Here is a 22,480-nt window from a genome sequence, read left to right on the forward strand (position 1 = left end):
CCGGAATATATGGCTCTCATTCTCCGGAATGGTGGCTCTCAAAGTCCGGACAGGTGGCTCAAAGAGCCCTGGAATAATCATTATCTGTTTAAAAATGGTTATAATTCCATATCATAGGACCTTTTCTTAGCTCTGGCAGGCTGATTTCGCCGCATCTCCTGTTTCCTCTGATATTCAAGTTCCCAGGCACGATGGGAAAAAACATCAGGATCTTCCACATTGAGATAATCTACCTCATTGGCGGCAATATCACGACGGTGATAGTCATAATATTTACCGAAAGTACCTTTGAGCTGTTCGATTAGCTTATCCCGAAAATCAGGACGTATCTGGATTCTGGTGTCCAGCAATTCTGTATACTGTTCAGGTTCAGGACGAAATTTTTCTTCCCGGAAAGCGGCGGCATCTTTTTCAAGATGTTTTTTGAGTGAGATGTCCTGAGAATCTAGGATATCAAGATTGTTATTCATCTGGTCGTATTTCTTGGATAGATTCGTCATATCTTTATCGGTAGAGCATTCTGCCTGGAAGATTAGCTGTTCTTTCTGTGATTTCAGTTCTTCGATTTCTTCGGTAATAGTGGTAAGCTGCTGATTTAATTTTATATGCCGGATGGGATTCAAAATACTGGTTTTATCCTTTTGCACATTCAGTTCTTTCCGTTCCGTAACTTTAGCTTTGAGTTCCTTTTTAACTGTGTTGTATTTATTCAGTATTGGATTAAAATGATTCATCCAGTCATAGATCACTTCTTTTTGCATCTCATTGTGGAGCAAATGATATTGTGTAAAAATCATGTGATTTCGGATTGCTTCCAAGGTTTCTGCAATTATTGGAATAGACTTTTCTACAGCTTCAGCCAGTTTTGCTACTTTTGCTTTTAATTCTCGGAGCATTTTGTTATCCGCACGAATCTGACGGTTGATTTCACAGCGGTCTGCTATCATGCCTTTCTTTTCCATATTCTGGGCAATGTAGCCTTCATGGATGGTTGGCTGTTCGGTGATTCCCTGAGCTGCAAAGCTGCGGTGATCAATGGCGGCATTTATCTGATTACGTGCAAGCATTTTATTTACGGCATCTGCCCAGTTTGCTCTCCAGATATGGAGTTGTTCATCACTGTTCCATTGTTCGGAAATAGGATTCTGTCTGCCATATCGGCTGCTCTTGGGGTGTTTATCAATCCGTTCATATCCTTTTTCCTGTGCGGCAGAGGAAGTCAGATATTCTTTCTTTTTCCCAACTTTATAGCGATATTGCTTTTCCCATCCCTGTTTCTGAGCAGTTTTAAATTCAGAAGCAGTAAATCCTTTTTCTTCTCCATCTTTGATACAGAGATATTCTTTTTCGGTTTTATACTGCCATGTTCCATTTTCATTTAGTGGTCGGACAGTAAGAAGAATGTGTGCATGGGGATTGTGACCATCTGTATCGTGAATGGCAAAATCAGCACACATTCCCATATCTACAAAATTCTTTTGAATAAAATTTTGAAGAAGAGAAATATTGCTGTCTTTATCCAACTCAACGGGGAGTGCGACAACAAATTCTCTTGCAAGTCGGCTGTCTTTGGTCTTTTCGTTTTCTTCCACAGCATTCCAGAGTTGTTCCCGGTCATTCCATTCCAATGGAGCCATTGAAGGAAGCATCACCTCCTGATAGATCAGCCCCTGCTTTCTGGTATAGTCATGCTGGATGCCGTCATAATCATTGTACATGCGGCTACAGCTCATATAAGCAGAAGCAGCAACAGCAGACCGACCGGAACCACGGCTGACGACTTTGGCTTGCATATGATAAATTGCCATATCTGGCACCTCCTTTCGATGTTGCCTGCAACAGCGGATAAAGCCCTCGGCAGAGCGCACGAGCCCCGAAGGGGATACCACTGCCTGATTTATCAGGTGGTGAGTAAGTGCGCCCTTCGGGAGTAGAACTTGTGCGTTTACATTCCCCGTAACCGGATCATCAGCTCCCGTTTTAGGGAATCTAAATCCATTTCTTTAATATGGGGAACAATACTTTCCAGAATTGCTCCTTCCTGGACTAATCGGTGTGTTCTGGCATCACGCTCTTTTTTCCGATTTCTTGCTTCAGCTTCTTCCTGACGGTGCTTTGCCTGTAAAAGTGCCTTTTCTTCTGGTGTTATTGTCCTTTTATCTGCCATATCTGGCACCTCCTTTTTATGCCCGTATCCGGGCAATTTTGGTTTCAAAATCTTCTGGTCTAGTACTATAGTTTCGGATAACTGACAGTGGCATATTTCTGGTGATGAATATGAAAAGAAAGTAGCACCACTGCCAGTGAGAAATAACTATTGAGTTATACTCCGTTGTTTCAATTCTGGTTCAAATCAGGATTGCTTAGCAGGATTTTCTTCGCCTCTTTCAAATTGGCGGAAGCGTTGTCCTGACGGATATTCCGGTTATTGATACGGACAGGAATACATCTCTCTAGAATGCGGTCATAAATTCGTTTGTGTGCGATATCAGCGGCGTTATTCAGCTCTGATAAAGTGAGATTGGTCGTTATGATCAGGGGCTTTTTACTGCGGTAACGGCTGTCAATCACATTGAATACCTGTTCCAGTGCAAAGTCAGAGTTCCGCTCAATTCCGAGATCATCAATAATCAGAAGACTGTAGCGGTTTAAGCTGTTGATGAACTGGTTTCTGTCTTCAAAATGCATTCCGGTAAGGGTATTCAGAATCCGGGAAAAGTTGGTCATCAGTACAGGAACGCCTTTTTCCAGAAGGGCATTGGCAATGCAGCCTGCAAAAAAAGATTTTCCAGTACCTACATCACCCCAGATGAGAAATCCGGAAGCGTTTGCTTTCATCTCTTCCCAGTTACTTACATAATTGTGTGCCAGTTTTATTTCCGGATTGATGCCGTTATCCCTGGCAAAAGTGTAGTCATAGAGTGCTTTGTCCTGTAAGCCGCTGGTTTTAAGATGCTCTATTTCCATTTGTTTTTCATGAAGTTTTCTCTGGGCCTCTTCCTGCTCAAAGATTTCCTGCTGGCATTTACAGCGGATGGAAGGAATAAGAACCTTTCCCTGTAATTCATGCCGGCATTGTCTTGGCGTATTGCATTTGGAACAGTAGATCAGGTGGTCTGTTTCGTTAAAATATTCATCAGGCTGAATCTCTCTGTTTGGTGTTATAGCGGTTGCTTTTTCTGTAAATCTTGTCATAGTGTTTCGTATTCCTCACTTTCGTAATTCCTTTGCCGGGAAGCAGGATGATCCTGTCTTGCCCAACTGATGATGGTAGCTGCATGGTTCTGATATTGCTTTCCGGTAGAAGCCATATAACCGGATAAGCGTTCAATATAATCCTTCCAGTCAGGGATTGTCTGCCGGATATCTTCAAGCTCTTTTTCTGACAGAAAAACATTTTGAAATTTTCCATAGGGTGAGAGTGGCTCCTTACTCCCTCTTTTTTCTAAATTGTTCTTTTTTATCTCTTTCTTATTACCAGACAGTTTTCTGTCTGTATCAGGGAAAGAATCCTGTCTGTCAATAGGACAGTTTTCTGTCTGTCTTAGGGAAAGAAATCTGTCTGTATAGTGGATGGTTTCTTTTGGGAGTTTTACATAAATCCGATTGGGCTGTCCGGGGCCCTGCCGTTTTCGGAAGATAAGCTCCTGTTTTTCCAGTACTGCCAGAGCAGTTTTAACCGTCATCTGGCTTTTATGGAGAACTTCTGCCAGTGCTTCAATTGTAAAGTAAATGAACACATGACCATTGATATCTGACCAGCCCTCATTTTTCTGGGAAAGCCTTGCCCGGTCGAGCAGGATAATATAAAGCATTTTGGCAGTTTCGTTTATTTCCATGTCCAGAAGAAAACGGGGAAACATCATATAAGATGGCAGGTTGGTGTCTGCTGTCAGAAAGTCCGTCATGTGTTCACCTCCAATCAGTTATTCTCCAAGAAAATCCCAGTCTACATCACTATCTGGCTGTGAATTTTCAGGTGTTGGAAAGGACGCCCTGATTTGGGGCTCCCTTTGCGCCATGCCTGCAGTCAGTCCGGAAAGAAAAAGTGGCAATGCCTGTTTCAGACTGTTTTCCACTGCATCTACAATCTGTTTCACAAAAAGTTCTTCCCGTTCTCTTGTTTCCAGATAAGGATCAGCCTGTGTGCGGTAGTAGCGGTCAAAATAATCTACCAGTGCAAGAGAGATTACCTGACTGTAAGATTTAAAATCCTGCCTGTCCATTGTCTGTAAATATTCCCAGGCTCTCCGCTGCTGTTCTTTGCCCAGATTAAAGCGCAGGTTGGTGTTGCGGATATTGTTCTGCATGGTTTATCCCCTCCTTTTCAGGCTCATATAAGCCAGAGATTCGTAACCTTTGGCGGTGGCGCAGATGTCATCAATGATGGTGACTCGTGATTTGTCATACGTTCCGAAGTTACGGATCAGGCATCCACCGCCGCCAACTACATACAGGCGCATCAGGTCAGGATTGTATTCATATTTGCGGAGCGTGGAAAAAAGTTCTGCCACATACTGTCTGGCAATAGAACTGATACAATCCAGATATGGTGCTGAAATGTCAGCTGTTCCAAACCGCAGAATCTGTTCTACTGTGGATTCTTCAATTTTCACTCCGAATTTGTCCAGAACAGCGTTCTTTGCGGCAATCATGCACTGGTTTACACCAAGTTTTTCTGTCCAGCATCGGCTCTCCTGCGCTTTCTTATTGTTGACATACAGAATGTTCATGGTTCCGTTTCCGATATCTGCAAGGAGATTGGTTCCCTTGAAATTTCCTAGTTGGTTTACGATAGCCGGATACCCCTGTGGGTAAAGGCTGCATCCCACAAAGCGGAGATGATACTCTTTGCCGTTAAAAAGGTAATGGACTTCTGGATTCTGGAGCAGATAGGAACGAAAAGCTTCTCTTTGATTTCTGATCCATGTGAGAGGAAGTCCGGCAGCCAGATGAACATCTGCTTCACGGATGGAAAAGACATTCAGTTCCCTTGCAATAGCCATTAGTGTCAGAAGATAATATTCTTCGTCCATAGCTTTATCCGGGATAAATTCTTTGTGTCCTTCGCCGATCCGGTAGTAAATGCCGTTGTATTCCAGAATATTCCCGGTGAAGATCGGTTCAGTTTCATAGGCTTTGATGCCGGTTGGGGTGACGGTGTTTGCTGTTTTCATATTGCCATAGCCATGATCTACAGCGATGATTTTTGTGTTTTTGAGTTCTCGCATAAAAAATACCTCCGTTTTCGTATTGATTGATTCAGCAGGTCATACCGGTGTGGTACTGCTTTGCTGTGAGATAAGCATACGAAAATCGGAGGTAAAAGACATTGAGTGGAAATTGAGCTGGAATTGAGAAAAAAGATATATTGTGCGTACATTCTTCATGTACTCTTGTTGTGATTTCATTGTTTTTTATCGTATAATATGGATACTGGAGGTGGTTTGGATGAAATACAAGATTTTAGTTGTCGATGATGATAAAGAATTGGTGAAAATGCTTTGTAGTTATTTTGATATGAAACAATATGAAACCATTACGGCTACAGACGGAATGGAAGCATTAAATAAAATAAAAATGAAACCGGATATTATTTTGTTGGATATCAATATGCCACGCATGGATGGGATTGAAGTATGTCGTCTGATACGCAGTAAAGTGTTATGCCCGATTTTGTTTCTAACAGCAAGAGTTGATGAAGATGATAAAATTAATGGGTTGCTTTCGGGTGGGGATGACTATATTACGAAACCATTTAGTCTTCGGGAGTTGGAAGCAAGGATTGTCACAAACATAAAGAGAGAAGAAAGGCATCAACAAAAAACGGAATACCGTTTCATGGATGAAATGCTGATTGATTATTCTGAAAAAATAGTAGCTATAGCCGGACACAGGATGGAGTTCACAAAAATTGAATATCAGATTATTGAATTCTTATCCATGCATCCAGGGCAGGTGTTTGATAAAGAACGTATATATGCACAAGTCTGTGGATATGATGCGGAAGGGGACAGTAGAACGATAACGGAATTAGTACGGCGTATAAGGAAAAAAATAGCGGATTATTCAGAAAAAGAATACATAGAAACTGTATGGGGGATTGGATACCGATGGAAAAAATAAGAAACTTGTCACTGAAAAAAACAATTCTGCTTTATTTTGTGATCAGCTTAACGGCAGCATTTCTGTTATCTGGATTTACAGTTCATTTTGCAGGAAATATGCAGAATAAAATATGGGAAAAATATATTGATTATGCAGATTATACGGACGTGTTTCAGCAATATGGAAAGAAATACGAGATTGAGATATCAAGACCTAATCAATCGCAGATGAATCGTTTGGACTATCATCTTTCGGAAATGTGTGACTTTATGGAAACATATTCGGTACTGATTTTTTCGATTGTTGGGAGTGTTGTTGCGGTATTCTTTTTTTATAAAAATAAGTTAAAGACACCTCTACAGGAACTAAAAGATGCCTCACAAATGATTGCAGATAATGAACTGGATTTTCATGTGTCCTATGAAAATAAAGATGAGATGGGAACTTTGTGTAAAGAATTTGAAATGATGCGAAGTGATTTAGCAGATAACAACAGAAAGATGTGGCGAATGATTGATGACGAGAAGGCTTTGCGGAATGCAATTGCACATGATATACGTTCTCCACTTTCCATATTGCGTGGGTATCAGGAAATGCTCTTAGAGTTTGTTTCTGCCGAGAGTATAAAAACAGAGGATGTTATTGATATCTTACAAACAGGCATGTATCAGATTGACCGTATAGAGCATTTCACGGAAAACATGAGAAAAATGTCCCATTTAGAACAGAGGGAACTGCAATGCTCAGAGATAGAGTTATCGGAACTGGCAAAAAAGATTGAGGCAGAAGCTGCCATGCTGTCCAAGAAGGAAAGTAAATTATGTAAGGTAGAAAGAGTGCAGGAACAAAACATTGTGAAAGTGAATGAGGAACTTGTCATGGAAGTGACAGACAACTTACTGGAAAATGCGGTTCGATATGCACAAAAAAGTATTGCTTTGCAGATAAAGAAAAAGGATGGTTTTCTTATAATTTCTGTTGAAGATGATGGAATAGGATTTGTGGATACTGAGGAAAAAGTAACAGAGCCATTTTATCATAAGAATCCACAAGATGATTTAAAGCATTTTGGCCTTGGTATGTATATTTCTCGTATTTTCTGTGAAAAGCATGGAGGAAATTTGAAAATATATAATGCCAGACAAGGCGGTGCTCATGTAGAAGCTCTTTTCAAAGCTGAATAAAAATACTTTATAAGGCTGAAATCACAAATAAAGTGGTTTTAGTCTTTTTTGTTGTGAATTTATTGAGAATTGATTTGTATGATGTTGTTAAAGAAATAAAGAAAGGAAGAGATACAATGAAAACAATCATAAAAAGAAGTATACTTGATTATTTAAAGAACCCTGTTTTGTGGATTGGCTTGATTATTATAGTTGCCAGTATGTATCAATGTCTGTCATCGTATTTGCAAATTCATTATATCAAACAGAATGAACAGATCACACAAAATGACGTAGCATTGGAAGATGCTGATGTCATGGATGGGTACATTCCCACATCTGATGATAAAGAAAGAAGAAGGGAGTGGGAAGATACGATCAAAGAGACGTTAATGGACACCTCCAAAAATGGTTTTGGATTTAGCAGGCAGGAAGCAGATCATGTAATGAAAGAAATTCAGAATATGGATGTAAAGACTGCTTCTGAGTTTTTGGAATCCCAATATGGCTATTATAATGCAATATATGCTTATGAGGACCTTGAAATTCATAAGGGGACAGCAGAAGAAATCAATCATTATATCGAGCGGAAATTATCCGAACATTCTTTTTCCTGGTACTTTGCCAAAAAATTTACGGATTTTGCAGGATTGCATATGGCCTTTTTTGCAACAGTCTTGCTATCATTTTTATTTATTCAGGATACACGAAAAAGTACCTATGAATTATTACATACAAAGCCTGTTACGGCAATCCAATATATATGTGGGAAAGTAATAAGCGGATTCATTAGTATGCTGGGAGTATTAGTGATTTTGAATGTTATATTCTTTATGCTGTGTTTGAAAACGTCTTTAGAATCGGGCTTTCCAGTAACACCAATTGATTTTTGCGTGAATTCTCTGATCTATATTGTTCCGAATCTTTTGATGATATGTTGTGTCTATACAATTACAGCATTAATATTTAAAAATCCGCTTCCGGCAGCACCAATCTTGTTTTTACACATTATATATTCAAATATGCTGACCATGAAGAATGATATTTATTATATGAGACCGTTCTCTATTATGGTGCGATTCCCTGGCAGATTTTTTGAAACACATGTAGCCAAAATGTCAAACATAAATCAGATTATTCTTGTAATTTCATCAGTTATATTAGTATGTATTTCTGTTACAATCTGGAAAAGGAGGAGGGTTCATTGAAAACGGAACTAAAAAACTGCCTGTCGTTATATAAGATTTTTTATTCATGTGCATTTATACTGATATTGTGTGCTATTCATCCGATTATATACTATGAAGAAATCGGTTCAGCGATTCAGTCGCCAATAGCATTTTTAACAATTATTTTTTGTAGTGACACATATTTGATGGAAGTAAAAAGTAAGCGTGCCGATGTATTTCATTTGTATGATCAAAAAAAGCAGTTAAAAGTAATATCGCAGAGAGTGGGCGTTCAAATATTATATTTATTAATACTTTCCTGTGTTGGATATGTTTTGTTTTTCTGGCAAAAACCGGGCAGTGTAAACGAAGGCATTTCGGGTATTCAGATATTTCTTTTATATTTCATTGCAATGTTTGGAACTATCTGGCTTTGGAGTATATGCTCTGTGATTTTGTGTACATTGCTTCGAAATATGTGGGCAGGTATTGGATGTTTATTTGGAATTGTCATTGGACTTATATCAAAAGCGGGAAGTTCATTTTTCGGAAATCTGGGATTGTTTTCTTTCAGCTTTTGTGAACCTACTCAATTAATGTCCGAGAGTTGGATTTATGGAACGCTTGTGTCTTTTATAGCGGGGCTGTTTTTATTTGCAGTATTACCAATGACTTTAAAGAAAAGGGGATAGATTATGAGTATTAGAATAAATGATTTAACAGTTAGATTTAAAAATGGTGTAGTTGCAGTAAATAAGGCATCTCTTGAAATACCTAAGGGAATTTACGGACTTTTGGGTGAGAATGGTGCTGGAAAAACCACTTTGATGAGGGTTCTTACAACTGTTTTAAAACAAACGGAAGGAATGGTTTCCCTTGATGGAATTCTGTATAACGAGGGAAATTATGAGAAAATACAGAAAAAGATTGGTTATCTTCCACAGGAAATCGACTTATATCCGAATCTTACGGTGAAAGAATGTCTTGTATATATGGGGGGACTGTCAGGAGTAGCCAGAAATGACCTCGAACAAAGAATTACCTATTATCTGGAAAAGACTTCTCTTACAGAGCATCAGAATAAAAAAATGCGGCAATTATCTGGTGGTATGAAGAGACGTGTCGGACTCATACAGGCACTTCTTAATAATCCGGATTTTTTGATTATTGATGAACCTACCACCGGGTTAGATCCGGAAGAAAGAATCAGGATCCGCAATCTTTTGGTTGATTTTTCAAAGGATAGAACTGTGCTGTTTTCCACTCATGTAGTAGAAGATTTAGCAGCAACCTGTACACAGCTTGCCATTATGAAAAAGGGAAGTTTTTTATATTCTGGAAGCGTGAGTGGGTTGCTGGAAAATGCAAAGGGCTGTGTTTGGAATTGTACGGTACAAAATGCAGAAGAAGCCCGTTTGTTAGAAGCCAATTATTCTATATCATCTAAGCAGTATGTAGAAAATGGAATTCATATGAAAGTATTAAGCAAAGGAAAGCCAAATGAGAATTGTGTCCTGGATAATGATATCACTTTGGAAGATGCATATATTTATTTGACGAATAGTTGAATATAACGGCGGGCAAGTTGCCCGCCGTAAATTATGCTTATTTTGTTAAAAGACCGGATAGATTTTTTCCAATGCAAAATCCAATCTGTGGATATAACTCCTGAATTTCCTGATATTTTGCTTCAATCATTTCTGGTTCATCAGCCCAGATCTTTTCATATATTTTGAAAGCTCTTTTAAAATGTGTTTTGGCTTGCGGAAGATTGGCAGTCATCAGATAAATGGTTCCAAGGGTTTCCTGTACTTTGGCATAATCCAGACAGTCATCGGAATGGTATTCCTTGATGATGCCGGATAATTTTTGCAATTCAGAGATGCCTCTTTCGGGTTCCTGCTGTTCTGTCAGGAACATTGCATAATTGGCAATCTGAGGTATGCTGTCATTTATATGAAGCAGGTTAAATTGGTCAAGCAGTGAGATACTTTTTTCCATGTGTTCTCTTGCAAGATCGGGATGACCGTTCATGCGGTAAAGTCCACCGAGATTGGCATGAAGGTTGGAAACAAGGCGAGCATTGTCAGCAGTGATATTTTCTATCTGGGCAAGTGCATCCTTTTCCAGTTTTATTGCTTTTTCTGGCTTGATTTCAAGAGTAGCCTGAAAATCCAGTAACAATGCCCGGTCAGAATCGGTGCCAATGTCTTTAGGCTTCAAAAAATTTTTTAATTCCTGAATGATTTCTTTCATACCTTTCTGGTAATTATAATTATCCATATATGGAAAAACATTTTCCAGAAAAAGTAGATATTTTGGTATATCATCTTTTTCAATCAATTCTATGATGTTTCCTGCTGTCTGAAACAGCTTCTTGTAATAATCGACTTCAATTCCATGCATTAAACATATTTTCTGTAAAGAATCCAGTAATATGTGACAGCTACTTACAGATGGTTTTGTCTCTGAAAGGGCAATTTCCTTAATCATAGGATGCAGGGAGATTGTGTGACGTGTAGTTGTCTGCACAAAACCAGTTTCAATCAAGTCGTTAATTTCATTTAAGGTAGGCAGTTCCAGCCATTTGGCGAATATGCGGGCAGAAATACCAGTGTAAGGAAGAAAACACAAATTGCACATGATATCCTGCTGTTTTCGGGATAAAGCATATAGTGAAAATAGAGTATGGATATGACTATAATAAGTGGCTTTACTGCTTTGACCATCCTTGATTATCTTAATTTTATCTTCATTATCGAGAGATGCTCTTTCTTCCTGAAGTTTTGCTAATAACTGACCTGGAGTTGAAATTCCATTTTCCAAAAGTTTTGCAGCCAGTTCTACAGCAAAAGTATGATAGTGTACGGTCTCTATGATTTTTTCGACGGTCGAACGATACTTGTCTGCTTCTGAATAAAATGCAGATGTCAGTTGGAAAAGAATGTTTATATCCTTTATTTCTTTTAATTGAAAAGTACAGTATTCATTCAGATTACTTCTGGTCGTAAATAAAATCTGACAGCGGTATTTTAATACTACTGACAGAAAACTGTCCTGTGTAGCTGTGACATTAAAATTATCTATGATAAGCAGAGTATCGGATTTCAGGGAACGCAGAAAACGGTTATGTCTTTGAAACCGTTCCTGTTCGCTGATTTCTGGTGGATCATCAATAAAATCCATGTCAGTAATGTCCTGATGAAGATCACCTGTATATTCTACATATAGAATGTTAGTGTAATGCTTTTTGTAATGTTTTGCGTAGGCTTTGGCAAGTTCGCTTTTACCAATACCGGCAATTCCGCAAAGAAAAACATGACGGTTTTCCTCAAGCATGGTATATAATTCTTCTAGTTCTTTATCTCTTCCGATAAAATGACGGCATGGTTTCGGAACCTCACTGTCCATAATATAATCCAGCACAATGGGTGACAGGGCACCTCCGGCAAGTAATTTTTGATTTTTAGTATCACGTTTGATAAATTGTCGCTCCATGCCAAAAGAAATCAGCTTTGCAAGAAAAAGCAGACGTGAGCTGGCTGGTTTGTACAGAGAAGCCAGATTTTTCTTTTTGGCATCGGAGATGGTGTCATCTTGTATAAATAATGTGTATATATCCTGCATAGCCATATTGCAGTCAGACATCAATGGAAGCAGATTCTGGTGAATGGTTTCTGCCAGTTTTTTCTGATTACTGGGTTTGGAATAGTAGGCAGATATTTTGGGACTGATCTTTGCTTGACCGGTCAGCCAACGACAAACCAGACCATTATCCATAGAAAAATCCTGATTTGCCGGATCATCCATAAAATCTTCAAATAATTCGTATAAAAAATCAGGCTGACTCATTTGATTACTTTCGCTGATATGATTTTTTAAGCAAGTGCTAATAGAAGAAAAATCGCATCGATTCAATAGAAATTCCCCTTTCGTAGTTAAGATTAAGTATATCTATCATAACACGAACATATATTCGATTCAAGAAAATGCGGATATTTTTAAATTGATTGTGTCAATTTACAATCAATTTCTATTCAATGTGGTTTTCCGGCAGGTTCTGTAAAATAAGCTCAGATCAAAACAATAACGGGAGGAGCTTATGCAACAGAATATTGAATTTGAGCGGTGCATTGATTTTCTGGTACGGATGATTGATAAGTACGGCGCTGAAGTCCTCCGGGAGTTGGAGGAAGAAAAACAGAATAAGGAAGAAAAAGAAGCGGCAGTTTCCTGAAATACAAAATGTAAATCAGACTGTCGCTTTTTTCATGCATTTTTAAATCAAATAAATTTTAAAAGCTGATGCAGAGTGTGTGGCTCATTATTCTGAGAAGCGGTAATACGCGTATCAAATGGCTTGAAATGATTCTGCGTATAAAAGCTCAGAAGAAATTCATTATCTTCGCATTCAAGAAACTCCATAACGCCACCTACGGAATATTTGAGACTGGATATGGTTTCCAGTGCAAATCCCAGTAGAATATTTCCAGGAATTCGTTTTTCCTTTGGAAGAGAATAGTTCTTTCCCAACTGGGCGATCAAGTAAGCTGCGGTAGTATAGGATTGTGTTTCTTCATCCAAAATACTGACACGGGACAGTTTTTTTGCCATTGTCTTGCTGATATTTGAAGCACGGACAGAGATTGGTTTTATTGTAAGTGAAAAATAACCAACCAGTGAAGCATCTTCAGCATCAAATACCAGATAAGTGATAGATTGATCTTTTTTGGTAAACTCAATCGCATTATGTAATAAAAAGTATTCCACATCGGGATTTTTGGGACAAGAAAAATCGGAGAGTAAGTCGTAAAGACTTTCCTCTCCGATATATGTCGGTTCGTCTTTATCCAAATATGCCCGAATATTAACGGTAAAATATTTATCAGACATGTTTTTTCTTCCTTTTTGACATTAAAGCTAAGATTTCCTGTGGGTTCGTTAACTGACGTCCGGGAAGTGTCTGCTTTGGTGTGCGGTCACGGTCGGCTTCGTCAATTGCTGCGACAAAACGCTTTACGCTATTTGGATTGGATACGACAAAATTATGAGTAATACTTGAAGTAGCCATACTAACACCTCCTCTTTTTTGGCTTTTTTGTGTATTTATAGTATATGCAATGTGTGATAAAAACACAATATCAAAAACAGAAATTATTTCTAAATAATTTTCAAGCCGGACATTTATTAGACGCTTCCGGTAAGCGAACAATATTTTCGAGCCAATCATTTATAAGTCGCCAATGGTGGGCGGGCAATATTTTGATAACAGAAATGCTCTGTATCTAACTTAATTATACGATTGGCGAAGAAATGCGTCAATACGGAAAATAAGTATTGAAAATAGTTGGAACAAGTACTAAAATAAGGTTGGGACAATAAAACAGAGTTATACTGCGAGGAAGATTATGAAGAATAAAAAGATTAAATGCGATATATATACCAGAGTATCCACAACCATGCAGGTAGATGGCTACAGTCTGGATGCTCAGAAAGAAAAACTCAAGAGATATGCGGAATTTCAGAATATGGAAATCGTAAATGAGTATTCAGATGAAGGTAAGTCTGGAAAGAGCGTAGAGGGCAGACCGGAATTTCAGAGAATGTTGGATAATATTGAGAATGGAACAGATGAGGTACAGTTTGTACTGGTGTTCAAGCTTTCCAGATTCGGTCGTAATGCAGCAGATGTATTAAACTCTCTGCAGAGGATGCAGGATTTTGGAGTGAATCTGATCTGTGTAGAAGATGGAATTGACAGCTCAAAAGATAGTGGAAAGCTGATGATTTCTGTTCTGTCTGCGGTGGCAGAGATCGAACGAGAGAATATCCTTGTTCAGACAATGGAAGGACGTAAGCAGAAAGCCAGGGAAGGAAAATGGAATGGTGGATTTGCTCCGTATGGTTATGAATTAGTAAATGGAGAATTGCAGATTGCAGAGGACGAAGCAGAGATTATTCGTCTGATCTATAACAAATTTATTCATACCAATATGGGAATCTCTGCGATTGCCGCATGGCTGAACCAGCATGGATATAAAAAGAAAAAACGACAGAATAATACACTGGACGCATTTGCCGCATCATTTATAAAAGGCGTTCTGGATAATCCGGTATACTGTGGAAAGCTGGCTTATGGACGAAGGAAAAACGAGAAAGTTTCTGGTACAAGAAATGAATACCGCATTGTAAAGCAGGAAAATTATATGCTGCACGATGGTATCCATGAAGGGATTGTTTCAGAAACAGACTGGGAGCTGGCACATCAAAAACGGGAAAAAACAGGTGTGAAATATGAAAAGACACATAGTCTCGATCATGAGCATATTTTATCTGGAATATTGAGATGCCCGTTATGTGGAAGTGGTATGTATGGAAACGTGAACCGAAAGAAAAAGAAAGACGGAACTTTATATAAGGATTATTTCTATTATGCCTGCAAACATCGTCGCCTGGTAGATGGTCATAAATGTGGATATCGTAAACAATGGAGTGAGGAGAAGATTAACAATGCAGTGGAAGAAGTTATTCGGAAGCTGGTGAAGAATCCTAAATTTGAAGAAGCAATTCTGAATAAAATCGGTTCAAGAATTGATACAGAAGAAATAGAAAAAGAGATTGAAGGATTGGAAAAGCAGCACAGGCAGCTGACCGGAGCAAAAGCAAGACTTGGACAGCAGATGGACAATCTGGATATCATGGATAAATTTTATGAGAAGAAATATCAGGATATGGAGACAAGGTTATACCGTTTGTATGATGAGATTGAAGGCGTGGAGAACAGTATAGAGGAAGTCAAGAACCGCCTGCTGAATATTCAGCAACAGAAAATATCAGAAGAAAACGTCTATCAATTTCTTTTATATTTTGATAAACTATATGATAAGTTCACCGACCTGGAGAAGAAAGAATTTCTTAACAGCTTTGTGGAACAGGTGGACATTTACGAGCAGGAGCAGCCAGATGGCAGATTCCTGAAGCACATAAAGTTCCGTTTTCCGGTGTATTTTGGAGACAGGGAGACACAGGAACTTTGTTGGGACAACGAAAGTACCGTTGAGACGGTTGTATTGCTTTCCAATGGAGAAATCGACTTCAAGAAGGTGCGGGTGGAGTTCTCACCGGAGGATAGGGAAGCCTCTGATTTCCAATAGGAAGCTACTTTTCTGCATCTTGCTCAGGTGAATGGAATAGAATTTTTTGGCAAAAGGTCGCTTTACGGGGGACCATAAGCTTAAGTTGATATGCAATAATTCCGATATCAGCAAATAAAAAGGGGGAACAAAACATGTACGGTGCATTTATTGGCGATATCGTCGGTTCAAAATATGAATTCAATAATATTATAACAAAGCAATTTCCGCTTTTTTCACCGGGATGCGATTATACCGATGATACAATTATGACAGTGGCAGTAGCGAAAGCAATCCTGCTGAGCCGTGAAGAGCAATTCAAGCGGGGCGAAAATGGAAAGGGTTTTCAGAAATTTCTGATTGAGGTGATGCAGGATTTCGGACGGCGGTATCCCCATCCGACAGGAGCTTACGGCGGAAGCTTTGCTAAGTGGCTCCGCCAGAAAAATCCCAAGCCCTACGGAAGCTATGGAAATGGCTCTGCAATGCGCGTCTCTCCCTGTGGGCTGGCAGCCGTTACGATGGAAGAGGCGTTGGCATTGGCACGTGCCAGTGCCAGCGTCTCACATGATCATCCGGAGGGTATCAAGGGAGCAGAAGCTGTCTCCGCTGCGGTATTTCTGGCGAAATGCGGAAGAACAAAGGAAGAGATCGGGCAGTACATAAGCGAACACTATTACAATCTGGATTTTACGCTCGATTCCTTACGGGAGACTTACAAATTTGACGGCTCTTGCCAGGGCTCGGTTCCACAGGCAATTGTCGCCTTTCTGGAATCTGAGAATTTTGAAGATGCCATCCGGAATGTAATTTCAATCGGCGGTGACTGCGATACCACGGGAGCCATCGCCGGGTCGATCGCCTGGACCTATTACGCTGTGCAGACGGGATCGTATAGTGGCTGGGTTTATGACAAATTTGATTCCGCCATGCTGGAAATCAAGGCGCAGGCGATGTCATATCTTCCAAAGGAATTCATCGACATCGCAGACGAATTTCACGAGGTATGCTGGAAAAGAGCCGGAACTTTCGATCGTGTCGGCGGGTGTACTCCTATATTGAATCGGGACGAAATCAAGAAATATTGGACGGATTGGGCCGTTCCCCCTATACAGCGCAGAGCCGCTTCCTCTGATCCGCTAACAGCGGATATTGAAACTGCAGTGACCGCATTCTGCAATAAATATGTCGTTCTAATGGAAGTTCTGTATCGGGATAAAGAACTGAACCAATGGTGTCGCAATTATTCGGCTTATAAGGAAAACACAACCCACCGCGCGTTAGAAGAGCTGATCTATAACGGTTTCATGAAGGAAGCCTATACGCTTGGGTTTCTGCCGAAAGTTCTGGCATGGAAGCAGGGTTCCGCCTATTCGCTGGGGTCTGCACTGTGCGGCACAAAGGCAGACTTGCTTTACGGGATCTGTATGGAGATCCGAGCGGATTATGCTTGCAATGGTGTGCTGATTTATCACGCAATTGCAAGCGGCAGTCTGTATTATCTGATGAACACGTTGCTCCACTACGAAGACAAGCCGGAATATCCGGAATTAACGCAGAAAGTGGAGAAAAGTTTTTCCAAAAATTGCAATAACAAGACAGGTACATCTTTTGCTACGAAGCTTTCCAAGCTGCTGTTGAAAAAGGAAGATATAGGGAAGAAAGAAACGTCTTCCCCACATCCGATGATTTCCGGTGGTCAAGCATATTCGTTGGCTTACATTCAGGGATATGAAGGCATAAAAAGAGAGCATCACGCCGGTGCAAGATATGCCTGGCATGACAAAACTCTAGGAGAATGGAGACTAACGATTCAATTGGATAATCAGGGAATATGGTTTCTCTCTGTGTTTGTAAAAGAAGACGGAAGATTTGAAAAATATAGCCTTGATTATGAGATGGCATCAGATTTTCACTATGAATTTCGTGACGAAAAAGGACTGCGTAAAAAGATTTATTCTTCCGGTGATGAGAAGAAATACCTGGCTGAAGTGCTAATCAGATATGTGCAGATGAACGGAGGAAATGCTTTACTTAGCGCTTTGCATCCATTCATTACAGCACAATATCATTATGACTAAATGAAAATGCTTGATATGTTCCCGTGTACTGCGGGGGTAGATTTGTTCCCGTGTTGTGTCGACATTCACGGCATCGTCTCGACCCACGTGGAGACGGTAGTACTGCTTTCCCACAAAAAGCCAGACGGACATATCAACGTAAAAGTCGAGTTTGGCGAGGGTAAGGGAAAAGTTCCACTTGATAATATTGCTAAAAGAGCGGAAAGCTATAAGCCCAAAGAACGAGTGACCTACAAAATGATAAAGGAGTACATAGAAGCTAAATACGGCTTCAAAGTACATACCGCATATATCGCAGAGGTAAAGAGAGATTTAGGCTTGCCAATGTATGATGCTCCTAATGTGGTAGAAGAATTGAAACAGCCGAGGAATGGTCCTATGTCAAGATTTAGACCTTTTGACCCTGGCATCATACTATTATAAAAGTGTGGAAAGCCTTATTTTCCTTATATTTTTTAGAAAAAACACATAAAAGAAAAACGAAAGAAAGCTTGACTTGTCTGCAGGTGAAATATATACTAAAACAGATTTATCTAAAAAGGGGATACGCATCTCGTGGAGAAGAAGTTTCACCCGAACGTGTGCTGTCATGTATCGAAGATACATGATAAAAGCTAAAATACTTTCAGTATCATATAAAAAGAGATCAGGAGGGACCAAATGAAAAAGAGACACGTACAAAAAATGTTGACAATGGCATTGACTGCAGCAGTGATCTGCAGTTCAGTACCGGTATCTGCGGAGACCGTTTCGGAGAATGAAACAGCCGTGACTGTAGATACAGCAGCAGAACAGGAAACGGCAGAAAAGCCGGAGCTGGAAGCAGATCAGGCAGAAACGGAAGATACAAAGGTTGAGGATGGAAAAGAAGGATATCTGTCCTATTGCATTTATCAGAAACCGGATGAAACAAAATATGTGGAAATAACAAGGTGTGATTATAATGCAAAGGGAGCTGTAGAAATACCCACGAAAATTAAGGATATTAAAGTAACGAGCATAGGGAATGAAGTATTTTTTGGCTGTAGCGAGTTAACCAGCATAGAAATCCCGTCGAGTGTAACGAGCATAGGGAATTTTGCATTTTCTGGCTGTAGCGGGTTAACCGGCATAGAGATCCCGTCGAGTGTAACGAGCATAAGGGATCAAGCATTTTCTAGCTGTAGCGGGTTAACCGGCATAGAGATCCCATCGAGTGTAACGAAGATAGGGGAAGCTGCATTTTCTGGCTGTAGCGGGTTAACAAGTATAAACGTAGAAGCTGGCAATGAGGTCTATGACAGCAGAGATAACTGTAATGCCATTATAAAAAAAGCGACGAATACTCTTATACAGGGCTGTAAAAACACAAAAATCCCGTCGAGTGTAACGAGCATAGGGTATTATGCATTTTATGACTGCAGCGGGTTAACCGGTATAGAGATCCCGTCGAGTGTAACGAGCATAGGGGATCTTGCATTTTGGTTCTGTAGCGGATTAAAAGATGTATATTATACAGGCACACAGGAACAGTGGAATGCAATCAGCTTTGGTAGTGGCGGTGATGTATTAAATGTTTTCGGAGCTTATGATGAAGACTTGCGTCAAAATATCTCAATTCCTTTTACCTTGCACTGTAACTATTCACGACCGAAACCAGATGTGCCTGCGGCTGGAACATCTCTGAAAGAGAAAACAGGCAGGGAATTTAAGGTGACAGAATCAGATGGTTCTGAAAGTAAGCCATCAGTAACGCTTACAAAGCTGTCTGCCAAGGAGAAAAAGGCAAAGAAGGTTACAATTCCCAAAACCGTTACAATTAACAATGTGAAGTATCAGGTGACAGGCATTGCGGCAAAAACATTTAAGAACAGTAAGAAGCTGCAGACAGTTGTAATTCCTGACACGGTTACAGAGATCGGAACCGGCAGTTTTGAAGGCTGCAAAAAGTTAAAGAGCGTAACGATTGGAAAGAATGTAACCTCTATCGGAAAGAATGCCTTTAAGAATTGCAAGAACCTCAAGAAGATTACTGTGAAGAGTACAAAATTAAAGAAAGTCGGAAAAGGTGCTCTCACAGGCATCAACAGAAAATGCGTTATTAAAGTACCGAAGAAACAACTGAAGTCTTACAAGCGTCTGTTCAAAGGAAAGGGGCAGAAGAAATCTGTGAAGATCAAAAAATAGACGATAGAAGAATCCGAAAGAAATTACGAAAAAACCGGGTTTGTCAAGTTTTTTGTGTAAGTTTTAAGAAAAAATTTTATGGGGAGGGGAACCTCCCCATTGTTAGAGTTTTATACTTTTACAAATTAACTCGTCAAAGCATCCTTGACAAGCATCTCCATTTCATCGTTTAAAGCTCTGGATTCCTGTACCAGGGCATAGTCCAGACAGGTATCGGAGTTGTATTCTTTGATGGTCTGGGCAAGTTTCCGGAGAGCAGCCATTGCCCGTTCCGGTTCCTGCAATTCTGTCAATAAGGCAGCATAATTGTTGATTTGGGGAATGCTGTTATTGGTATAAAGCAGTCGGTAACGGCAATATTTTCATTGTCTTTCAAAAGTTGCTTCATCTCCAGGATAATCTCTTTCATACCTTTCTTGTACTGGTATTTCTCCATATATGGGAAGACATCCTCCAGAAACAGCAGGTACTTGGTCAGATTATCTTTTTCTATCATCCGCAAGATATTCCCGACTGTCTGAAACAGTTTTTTATAATAGCTGATGTCTGTTCTATGCATCAGACAAATTTTTTGCAGAGAATCGAGCAAAGTATGGCAGCCCGGAATATTTTAGGATCAGATGCACATTTTGTCAACAGTAATCGTTGTATAGCACAGAAGAGGCAGGAAATTGAAATAATTCTTACAAAGCTTTTTGTATGCATTAAAAAAGGTTGATGTTTCACCGGAAGAAGTAGTAATAGATCACCATTGACGAACATATTCGGTGAAGATATACTATAATTAGGATTTTTATAGACAAAATCAGATTTTAGATTGGAAAAGCTAAAACAGTAAAAGTCATGAGGGAGGAGACAGGGGTATGCAATATCGATTGTCGGAAAAAGAAAAGCAGATCGTGTCTCCGGTCAAAAAGGACTGAACCCGAAGACAAAGCTTAGTGGCAAAATATCTGGAAAAAGAAAGGAGAACAAATGAAAATTCGAGATCTGAAGGCAGTGATCGTTGATGATGCAGCTGTAAAATCGATACATATAAAAAGAGCTTTACAGTTCTGTGGTGTGGAAAATATTGTGATGTTTGACCATCAGGAGGCCTTATGGGAATATCTGGAGACAAGCGAAGCGGATCTGATTGTTACAGACATGCACTATCCACTGGCGAAAGGAGAAAAGGAAAATGAAGAGGCAGGATTTATTCTGCTGGAAAAGATGAAACAAAGAGAGCATCCGATACCGGTGATCATCTGTTCCTCGCAGAATTATCGCTCGCCGGATGCACTGGGGACGGTATGGTACAATAAACTCAGAGATATTGAGTTTGATTTTAAAGAAATTTTGGAAAATACCAACTGGGATCAGTTTCAGAGCTGAAAAAGCAGGAGGTTCTGGAATATCTTACGGAGTTTGAACGCAGAGAAGCATTCCCCCCGCTTCAAGTGTGCAGAGCACTAAGCGGTGGGTGAGGGGGGGATGCTTATGTCAGTGGGAGTTGAAAGCTCCCACTGACAGGTCGCGAAGCGACTGCGTTCATGAGCAAGTAGCGAAGCGGATTGTGAATGTCCACTTTACCTGTATCAGGAAGTATCGGTAAATGGAAAAGAATATCTTCTGGTGCAGGGAGGACTTAATATTATGAAGAATTCTACTCTCAGGCGAATATGCCAAAATAAGGGAACTCAGATGTAATTGGAAAATCCCTTTCCGATGATCTCACTGCTTTTGGTAACGGTAATAAAAGCAGTGGGTTCATTTTTTTTGATAAAACGCTGCAGCAGAATTGCCTGATTGACATCGACAACGGTCAAAATAACGGTTCTCTGTGTATGAGAGTAGGCTCCCTCGGCATGATAAGTGGTTGCAGTGTGACCGAGTTCTCCTGTAATAAAATCACAAATCGGTTCTGGATAATCACATACAATAGTAAAGAACTTGTTCAGCTTCATGCGTTCGATCACTTTGTCGATGACCAGTGTCTTTGCCATCAGCCCAAGGATGGAACAAAGTCCGGTCAGAGTGTCAAAAACGAAGAATGCCATAACTACAATGAGCAGGTCGCAGAGCAGCAAAGCGGTGGAAATGTTCATCGTGGAGTACTTTTTGATGATCATGGCGATGATGTCTGTCCCGCCTCCGGAGGCGTTCTCGAAAAAGAGCAGGGCAGCTGCGATTGCCGGCAGCAAGATCGCAAAGCAAAGCTCCAGCGAAATCTGATCGGTCAGCGGTCCTGACATCGGGAAAAGATGCTCAAAAACATTTAATAGTACCGAAGAGAGAACGGTGACGTAGGCTGTTTTCAGTCCGAAGTTTCTTCCAAGAAAAGCGAAACCGACCACCAAAAGAATCAGGTTGATGACCAGGTTGATTACAGAGGCAGTAAAGGGAAGAAATTTTGCAAAAACAACAGCCATTCCGGATACTCCGCCGAAAGAAAAATTATTTGGAAATTTAAAAACATAGATGCCGATATCCATAATGAGTACGGCAACGGTAATAATAAAGTATTCTTTTAAAGTACGGGAAACGGAAGATGTGTTTTCCTTATTTTGTTCCATAGAAATCCTCCTCATTTGTATGAATCCAGATATGCAGCACCTTATTATACGCCCTGTTCTTCTTCCTGACAAGCGAATTTCTTTGACCGGATGAAAAAATTCTGT

The 22,480-nt window shown here is 40.0% G+C and carries 23 protein-coding genes; 11 read left to right on the top strand and 12 right to left on the bottom strand.

Going from position 1 to position 22,480, the window contains the following annotated elements:
- Window positions 1-98: 98 nt before the first annotated feature.
- The 6 genes from mobQ to GPK60_RS11000 form a co-directional block, all read right to left on the bottom strand.
- Window positions 99-1,808, bottom strand: a complete 1,710-nt coding sequence (gene mobQ, locus GPK60_RS10975; protein ID WP_215660061.1) for a MobQ family relaxase — start codon at window positions 1,806-1,808, stop codon at window positions 99-101.
- Between the two features lie 137 nt (window positions 1,809-1,945).
- On the bottom strand, window positions 1,946-2,167 hold the full coding sequence (locus GPK60_RS10980) for a DUF3847 domain-containing protein (protein ID WP_009265797.1): 222 nt from the start codon (window positions 2,165-2,167) through the stop codon (window positions 1,946-1,948).
- Window positions 2,168-2,337: 170 nt separating this feature from the next.
- Window positions 2,338-3,195 (bottom strand): ATP-binding protein, encoded by an 858-nt coding sequence (locus tag GPK60_RS10985; protein ID WP_055290462.1) that lies wholly within the window; start codon window positions 3,193-3,195, stop codon window positions 2,338-2,340.
- The gene (locus GPK60_RS10990; RefSeq protein ID WP_055219545.1) at window positions 3,192-3,908 is read right to left on the bottom strand and encodes a replication initiator protein A; all 717 of its coding nucleotides are present in this window, start codon (window positions 3,906-3,908) and stop codon (window positions 3,192-3,194) included. The genes GPK60_RS10985 and GPK60_RS10990 overlap by 4 nt, the downstream gene beginning before the upstream one ends.
- Before the next feature lie 18 nt (window positions 3,909-3,926).
- Window positions 3,927-4,310 carry a hypothetical protein gene (locus GPK60_RS10995; RefSeq protein ID WP_055290463.1) on the bottom strand — a complete coding sequence of 128 codons (384 nt, stop codon included), beginning with the start codon at window positions 4,308-4,310 and terminating at the stop codon, window positions 3,927-3,929.
- A gap of 3 nt (window positions 4,311-4,313) precedes the next feature.
- Window positions 4,314-5,231, bottom strand: coding sequence for a ParM/StbA family protein (locus tag GPK60_RS11000; protein ID WP_215660064.1), 918 nt, complete (start codon window positions 5,229-5,231; stop codon window positions 4,314-4,316).
- A gap of 220 nt (window positions 5,232-5,451) precedes the next feature.
- On the opposite strand from GPK60_RS11000, the gene GPK60_RS11005 reads away from it, so the two are divergent.
- The 5 genes from GPK60_RS11005 (at window position 5,452) to GPK60_RS11025 (ending at window position 10,008) form a co-directional block, all read left to right on the top strand.
- The gene (locus GPK60_RS11005) at window positions 5,452-6,126 is read left to right on the top strand and encodes a response regulator transcription factor (protein ID WP_118737430.1); all 675 of its coding nucleotides are present in this window, start codon (window positions 5,452-5,454) and stop codon (window positions 6,124-6,126) included.
- Entirely contained in the window at window positions 6,114-7,292 is a 1,179-nt protein-coding gene (locus GPK60_RS11010; RefSeq protein ID WP_215660067.1) for a HAMP domain-containing sensor histidine kinase, read from the top strand. Before GPK60_RS11005 ends, GPK60_RS11010 begins: the two co-directional genes overlap by 13 nt.
- Before the next feature lie 116 nt (window positions 7,293-7,408).
- The gene (locus GPK60_RS11015) at window positions 7,409-8,479 is read left to right on the top strand and encodes an ABC transporter permease subunit (RefSeq protein WP_009265790.1); all 1,071 of its coding nucleotides are present in this window, start codon (window positions 7,409-7,411) and stop codon (window positions 8,477-8,479) included.
- Window positions 8,476-9,132 (top strand): hypothetical protein, encoded by a 657-nt coding sequence (locus GPK60_RS11020; RefSeq protein WP_008705633.1) that lies wholly within the window; start codon window positions 8,476-8,478, stop codon window positions 9,130-9,132. The genes GPK60_RS11015 and GPK60_RS11020 overlap by 4 nt, the downstream gene beginning before the upstream one ends.
- A 3-nt stretch (window positions 9,133-9,135) precedes the next feature.
- Window positions 9,136-10,008, top strand: a complete 873-nt coding sequence (locus tag GPK60_RS11025) for an ATP-binding cassette domain-containing protein (protein ID WP_005348496.1) — start codon at window positions 9,136-9,138, stop codon at window positions 10,006-10,008.
- 37 nt (window positions 10,009-10,045) lie between these two features.
- Here GPK60_RS11025 and GPK60_RS11030 read toward each other — a convergent pair whose 3' ends face one another.
- A complete protein-coding gene (locus GPK60_RS11030) occupies window positions 10,046-12,073 on the bottom strand; it encodes a tetratricopeptide repeat protein (protein ID WP_346727768.1) in 2,028 nt (675 codons plus the stop codon).
- Window positions 12,074-12,542: 469 nt separating this feature from the next.
- On the opposite strand from GPK60_RS11030, the gene GPK60_RS15545 reads away from it, so the two are divergent.
- Window positions 12,543-12,677 carry a hypothetical protein gene (locus GPK60_RS15545; protein WP_005348500.1) on the top strand — a complete coding sequence of 45 codons (135 nt, stop codon included), beginning with the start codon at window positions 12,543-12,545 and terminating at the stop codon, window positions 12,675-12,677.
- A gap of 47 nt (window positions 12,678-12,724) precedes the next feature.
- Here the strand turns inward: GPK60_RS15545 and GPK60_RS11035 are convergent, their stop codons facing one another.
- The gene (locus tag GPK60_RS11035; protein ID WP_005348504.1) at window positions 12,725-13,333 is read right to left on the bottom strand and encodes a hypothetical protein; all 609 of its coding nucleotides are present in this window, start codon (window positions 13,331-13,333) and stop codon (window positions 12,725-12,727) included.
- Window positions 13,326-13,511 (bottom strand): hypothetical protein, encoded by a 186-nt coding sequence (locus tag GPK60_RS15360; protein ID WP_014080774.1) that lies wholly within the window; start codon window positions 13,509-13,511, stop codon window positions 13,326-13,328. Before GPK60_RS15360 ends, GPK60_RS11035 begins: the two co-directional genes overlap by 8 nt.
- A 337-nt stretch (window positions 13,512-13,848) precedes the next feature.
- Between GPK60_RS15360 and GPK60_RS11045 the strand changes: the two genes are divergently transcribed.
- The 4 genes from GPK60_RS11045 (at window position 13,849) to GPK60_RS11060 (ending at window position 19,820) form a co-directional block, all read left to right on the top strand.
- Window positions 13,849-15,594: a recombinase family protein gene (locus tag GPK60_RS11045; RefSeq protein WP_252191381.1), complete on the top strand. Its 1,746-nt coding sequence runs from the start codon at window positions 13,849-13,851 to the stop codon at window positions 15,592-15,594.
- Between the two features lie 134 nt (window positions 15,595-15,728).
- Window positions 15,729-17,654 carry an ADP-ribosylglycohydrolase family protein gene (locus tag GPK60_RS11050; RefSeq protein WP_215660071.1) on the top strand — a complete coding sequence of 642 codons (1,926 nt, stop codon included), beginning with the start codon at window positions 15,729-15,731 and terminating at the stop codon, window positions 17,652-17,654.
- On the top strand, window positions 17,655-18,077 hold the full coding sequence (locus tag GPK60_RS11055) for an RNA methyltransferase (protein WP_252191382.1): 423 nt from the start codon (window positions 17,655-17,657) through the stop codon (window positions 18,075-18,077).
- Window positions 18,078-18,314: 237 nt separating this feature from the next.
- Entirely contained in the window at window positions 18,315-19,820 is a 1,506-nt protein-coding gene (locus GPK60_RS11060; RefSeq protein ID WP_173898004.1) for a leucine-rich repeat domain-containing protein, read from the top strand.
- A gap of 125 nt (window positions 19,821-19,945) precedes the next feature.
- Here GPK60_RS11060 and GPK60_RS11065 read toward each other — a convergent pair whose 3' ends face one another.
- Complete coding sequence (locus GPK60_RS11065) at window positions 19,946-20,113, bottom strand: hypothetical protein (protein WP_173896566.1); 168 nt, start codon at window positions 20,111-20,113, stop codon at window positions 19,946-19,948.
- Window positions 20,110-20,316: a hypothetical protein gene (locus GPK60_RS11070; protein ID WP_173898000.1), complete on the bottom strand. Its 207-nt coding sequence runs from the start codon at window positions 20,314-20,316 to the stop codon at window positions 20,110-20,112. The genes GPK60_RS11065 and GPK60_RS11070 overlap by 4 nt, the downstream gene beginning before the upstream one ends.
- A gap of 479 nt (window positions 20,317-20,795) precedes the next feature.
- On the opposite strand from GPK60_RS11070, the gene GPK60_RS11075 reads away from it, so the two are divergent.
- Window positions 20,796-21,194: a response regulator gene (locus GPK60_RS11075; RefSeq protein WP_215660075.1), complete on the top strand. Its 399-nt coding sequence runs from the start codon at window positions 20,796-20,798 to the stop codon at window positions 21,192-21,194.
- Between the two features lie 305 nt (window positions 21,195-21,499).
- Here the strand turns inward: GPK60_RS11075 and GPK60_RS11080 are convergent, their stop codons facing one another.
- Window positions 21,500-22,375 carry a YitT family protein gene (locus GPK60_RS11080; RefSeq protein WP_173897994.1) on the bottom strand — a complete coding sequence of 292 codons (876 nt, stop codon included), beginning with the start codon at window positions 22,373-22,375 and terminating at the stop codon, window positions 21,500-21,502.
- Window positions 22,376-22,480: the final 105 nt, after the last annotated feature.

Origin of the sequence: Ruminococcus sp. MCC718 (assembly GCF_018783905.1) — a bacterium.
GTDB lineage: Bacteria > Bacillota > Clostridia > Lachnospirales > Lachnospiraceae > Hominisplanchenecus > Hominisplanchenecus faecis.

Excerpts from the sequence above, each read along its gene's own strand:
- GPK60_RS10995 (WP_055290463.1), bottom strand. The coding sequence starts at position 4,310 with ATGCAGAACAATATCCGCAACACCAACCTGCGCTTTAATCTGGGCAAA.
- mobQ (WP_215660061.1), bottom strand. The coding sequence starts at position 1,808 with ATGGCAATTTATCATATGCAAGCCAAAGTCGTCAGCCGTGGTTCCGGT.
- GPK60_RS11075 (WP_215660075.1), top strand. The coding sequence starts at position 20,796 with ATGAAAATTCGAGATCTGAAGGCAGTGATCGTTGATGATGCAGCTGTA.
- GPK60_RS11050 (WP_215660071.1), top strand. The coding sequence starts at position 15,729 with ATGTACGGTGCATTTATTGGCGATATCGTCGGTTCAAAATATGAATTC.
- GPK60_RS11045 (WP_252191381.1), top strand. The coding sequence starts at position 13,849 with ATGAAGAATAAAAAGATTAAATGCGATATATATACCAGAGTATCCACA.
- GPK60_RS10985 (WP_055290462.1), bottom strand. The coding sequence starts at position 3,195 with ATGACAAGATTTACAGAAAAAGCAACCGCTATAACACCAAACAGAGAG.
- GPK60_RS11070 (WP_173898000.1), bottom strand. The coding sequence starts at position 20,316 with ATGATAGAAAAAGATAATCTGACCAAGTACCTGCTGTTTCTGGAGGAT.
- GPK60_RS11010 (WP_215660067.1), top strand. The coding sequence starts at position 6,114 with ATGGAAAAAATAAGAAACTTGTCACTGAAAAAAACAATTCTGCTTTAT.
- GPK60_RS11025 (WP_005348496.1), top strand. The coding sequence starts at position 9,136 with ATGAGTATTAGAATAAATGATTTAACAGTTAGATTTAAAAATGGTGTA.
- GPK60_RS11035 (WP_005348504.1), bottom strand. The coding sequence starts at position 13,333 with ATGTCTGATAAATATTTTACCGTTAATATTCGGGCATATTTGGATAAA.
- GPK60_RS11055 (WP_252191382.1), top strand. The coding sequence starts at position 17,655 with ATGAAAATGCTTGATATGTTCCCGTGTACTGCGGGGGTAGATTTGTTC.
- GPK60_RS10980 (WP_009265797.1), bottom strand. The coding sequence starts at position 2,167 with ATGGCAGATAAAAGGACAATAACACCAGAAGAAAAGGCACTTTTACAG.
- GPK60_RS10990 (WP_055219545.1), bottom strand. The coding sequence starts at position 3,908 with ATGACGGACTTTCTGACAGCAGACACCAACCTGCCATCTTATATGATG.
- GPK60_RS15360 (WP_014080774.1), bottom strand. The coding sequence starts at position 13,511 with ATGGCTACTTCAAGTATTACTCATAATTTTGTCGTATCCAATCCAAAT.
- GPK60_RS11005 (WP_118737430.1), top strand. The coding sequence starts at position 5,452 with ATGAAATACAAGATTTTAGTTGTCGATGATGATAAAGAATTGGTGAAA.
- GPK60_RS11000 (WP_215660064.1), bottom strand. The coding sequence starts at position 5,231 with ATGCGAGAACTCAAAAACACAAAAATCATCGCTGTAGATCATGGCTAT.
- GPK60_RS11015 (WP_009265790.1), top strand. The coding sequence starts at position 7,409 with ATGAAAACAATCATAAAAAGAAGTATACTTGATTATTTAAAGAACCCT.
- GPK60_RS11030 (WP_346727768.1), bottom strand. The coding sequence starts at position 12,073 with ATGGCTATGCAGGATATATACACATTATTTATACAAGATGACACCATC.
- GPK60_RS11080 (WP_173897994.1), bottom strand. The coding sequence starts at position 22,375 with ATGGAACAAAATAAGGAAAACACATCTTCCGTTTCCCGTACTTTAAAA.
- GPK60_RS15545 (WP_005348500.1), top strand. The coding sequence starts at position 12,543 with ATGCAACAGAATATTGAATTTGAGCGGTGCATTGATTTTCTGGTACGG.
- GPK60_RS11060 (WP_173898004.1), top strand. The coding sequence starts at position 18,315 with ATGAAAAAGAGACACGTACAAAAAATGTTGACAATGGCATTGACTGCA.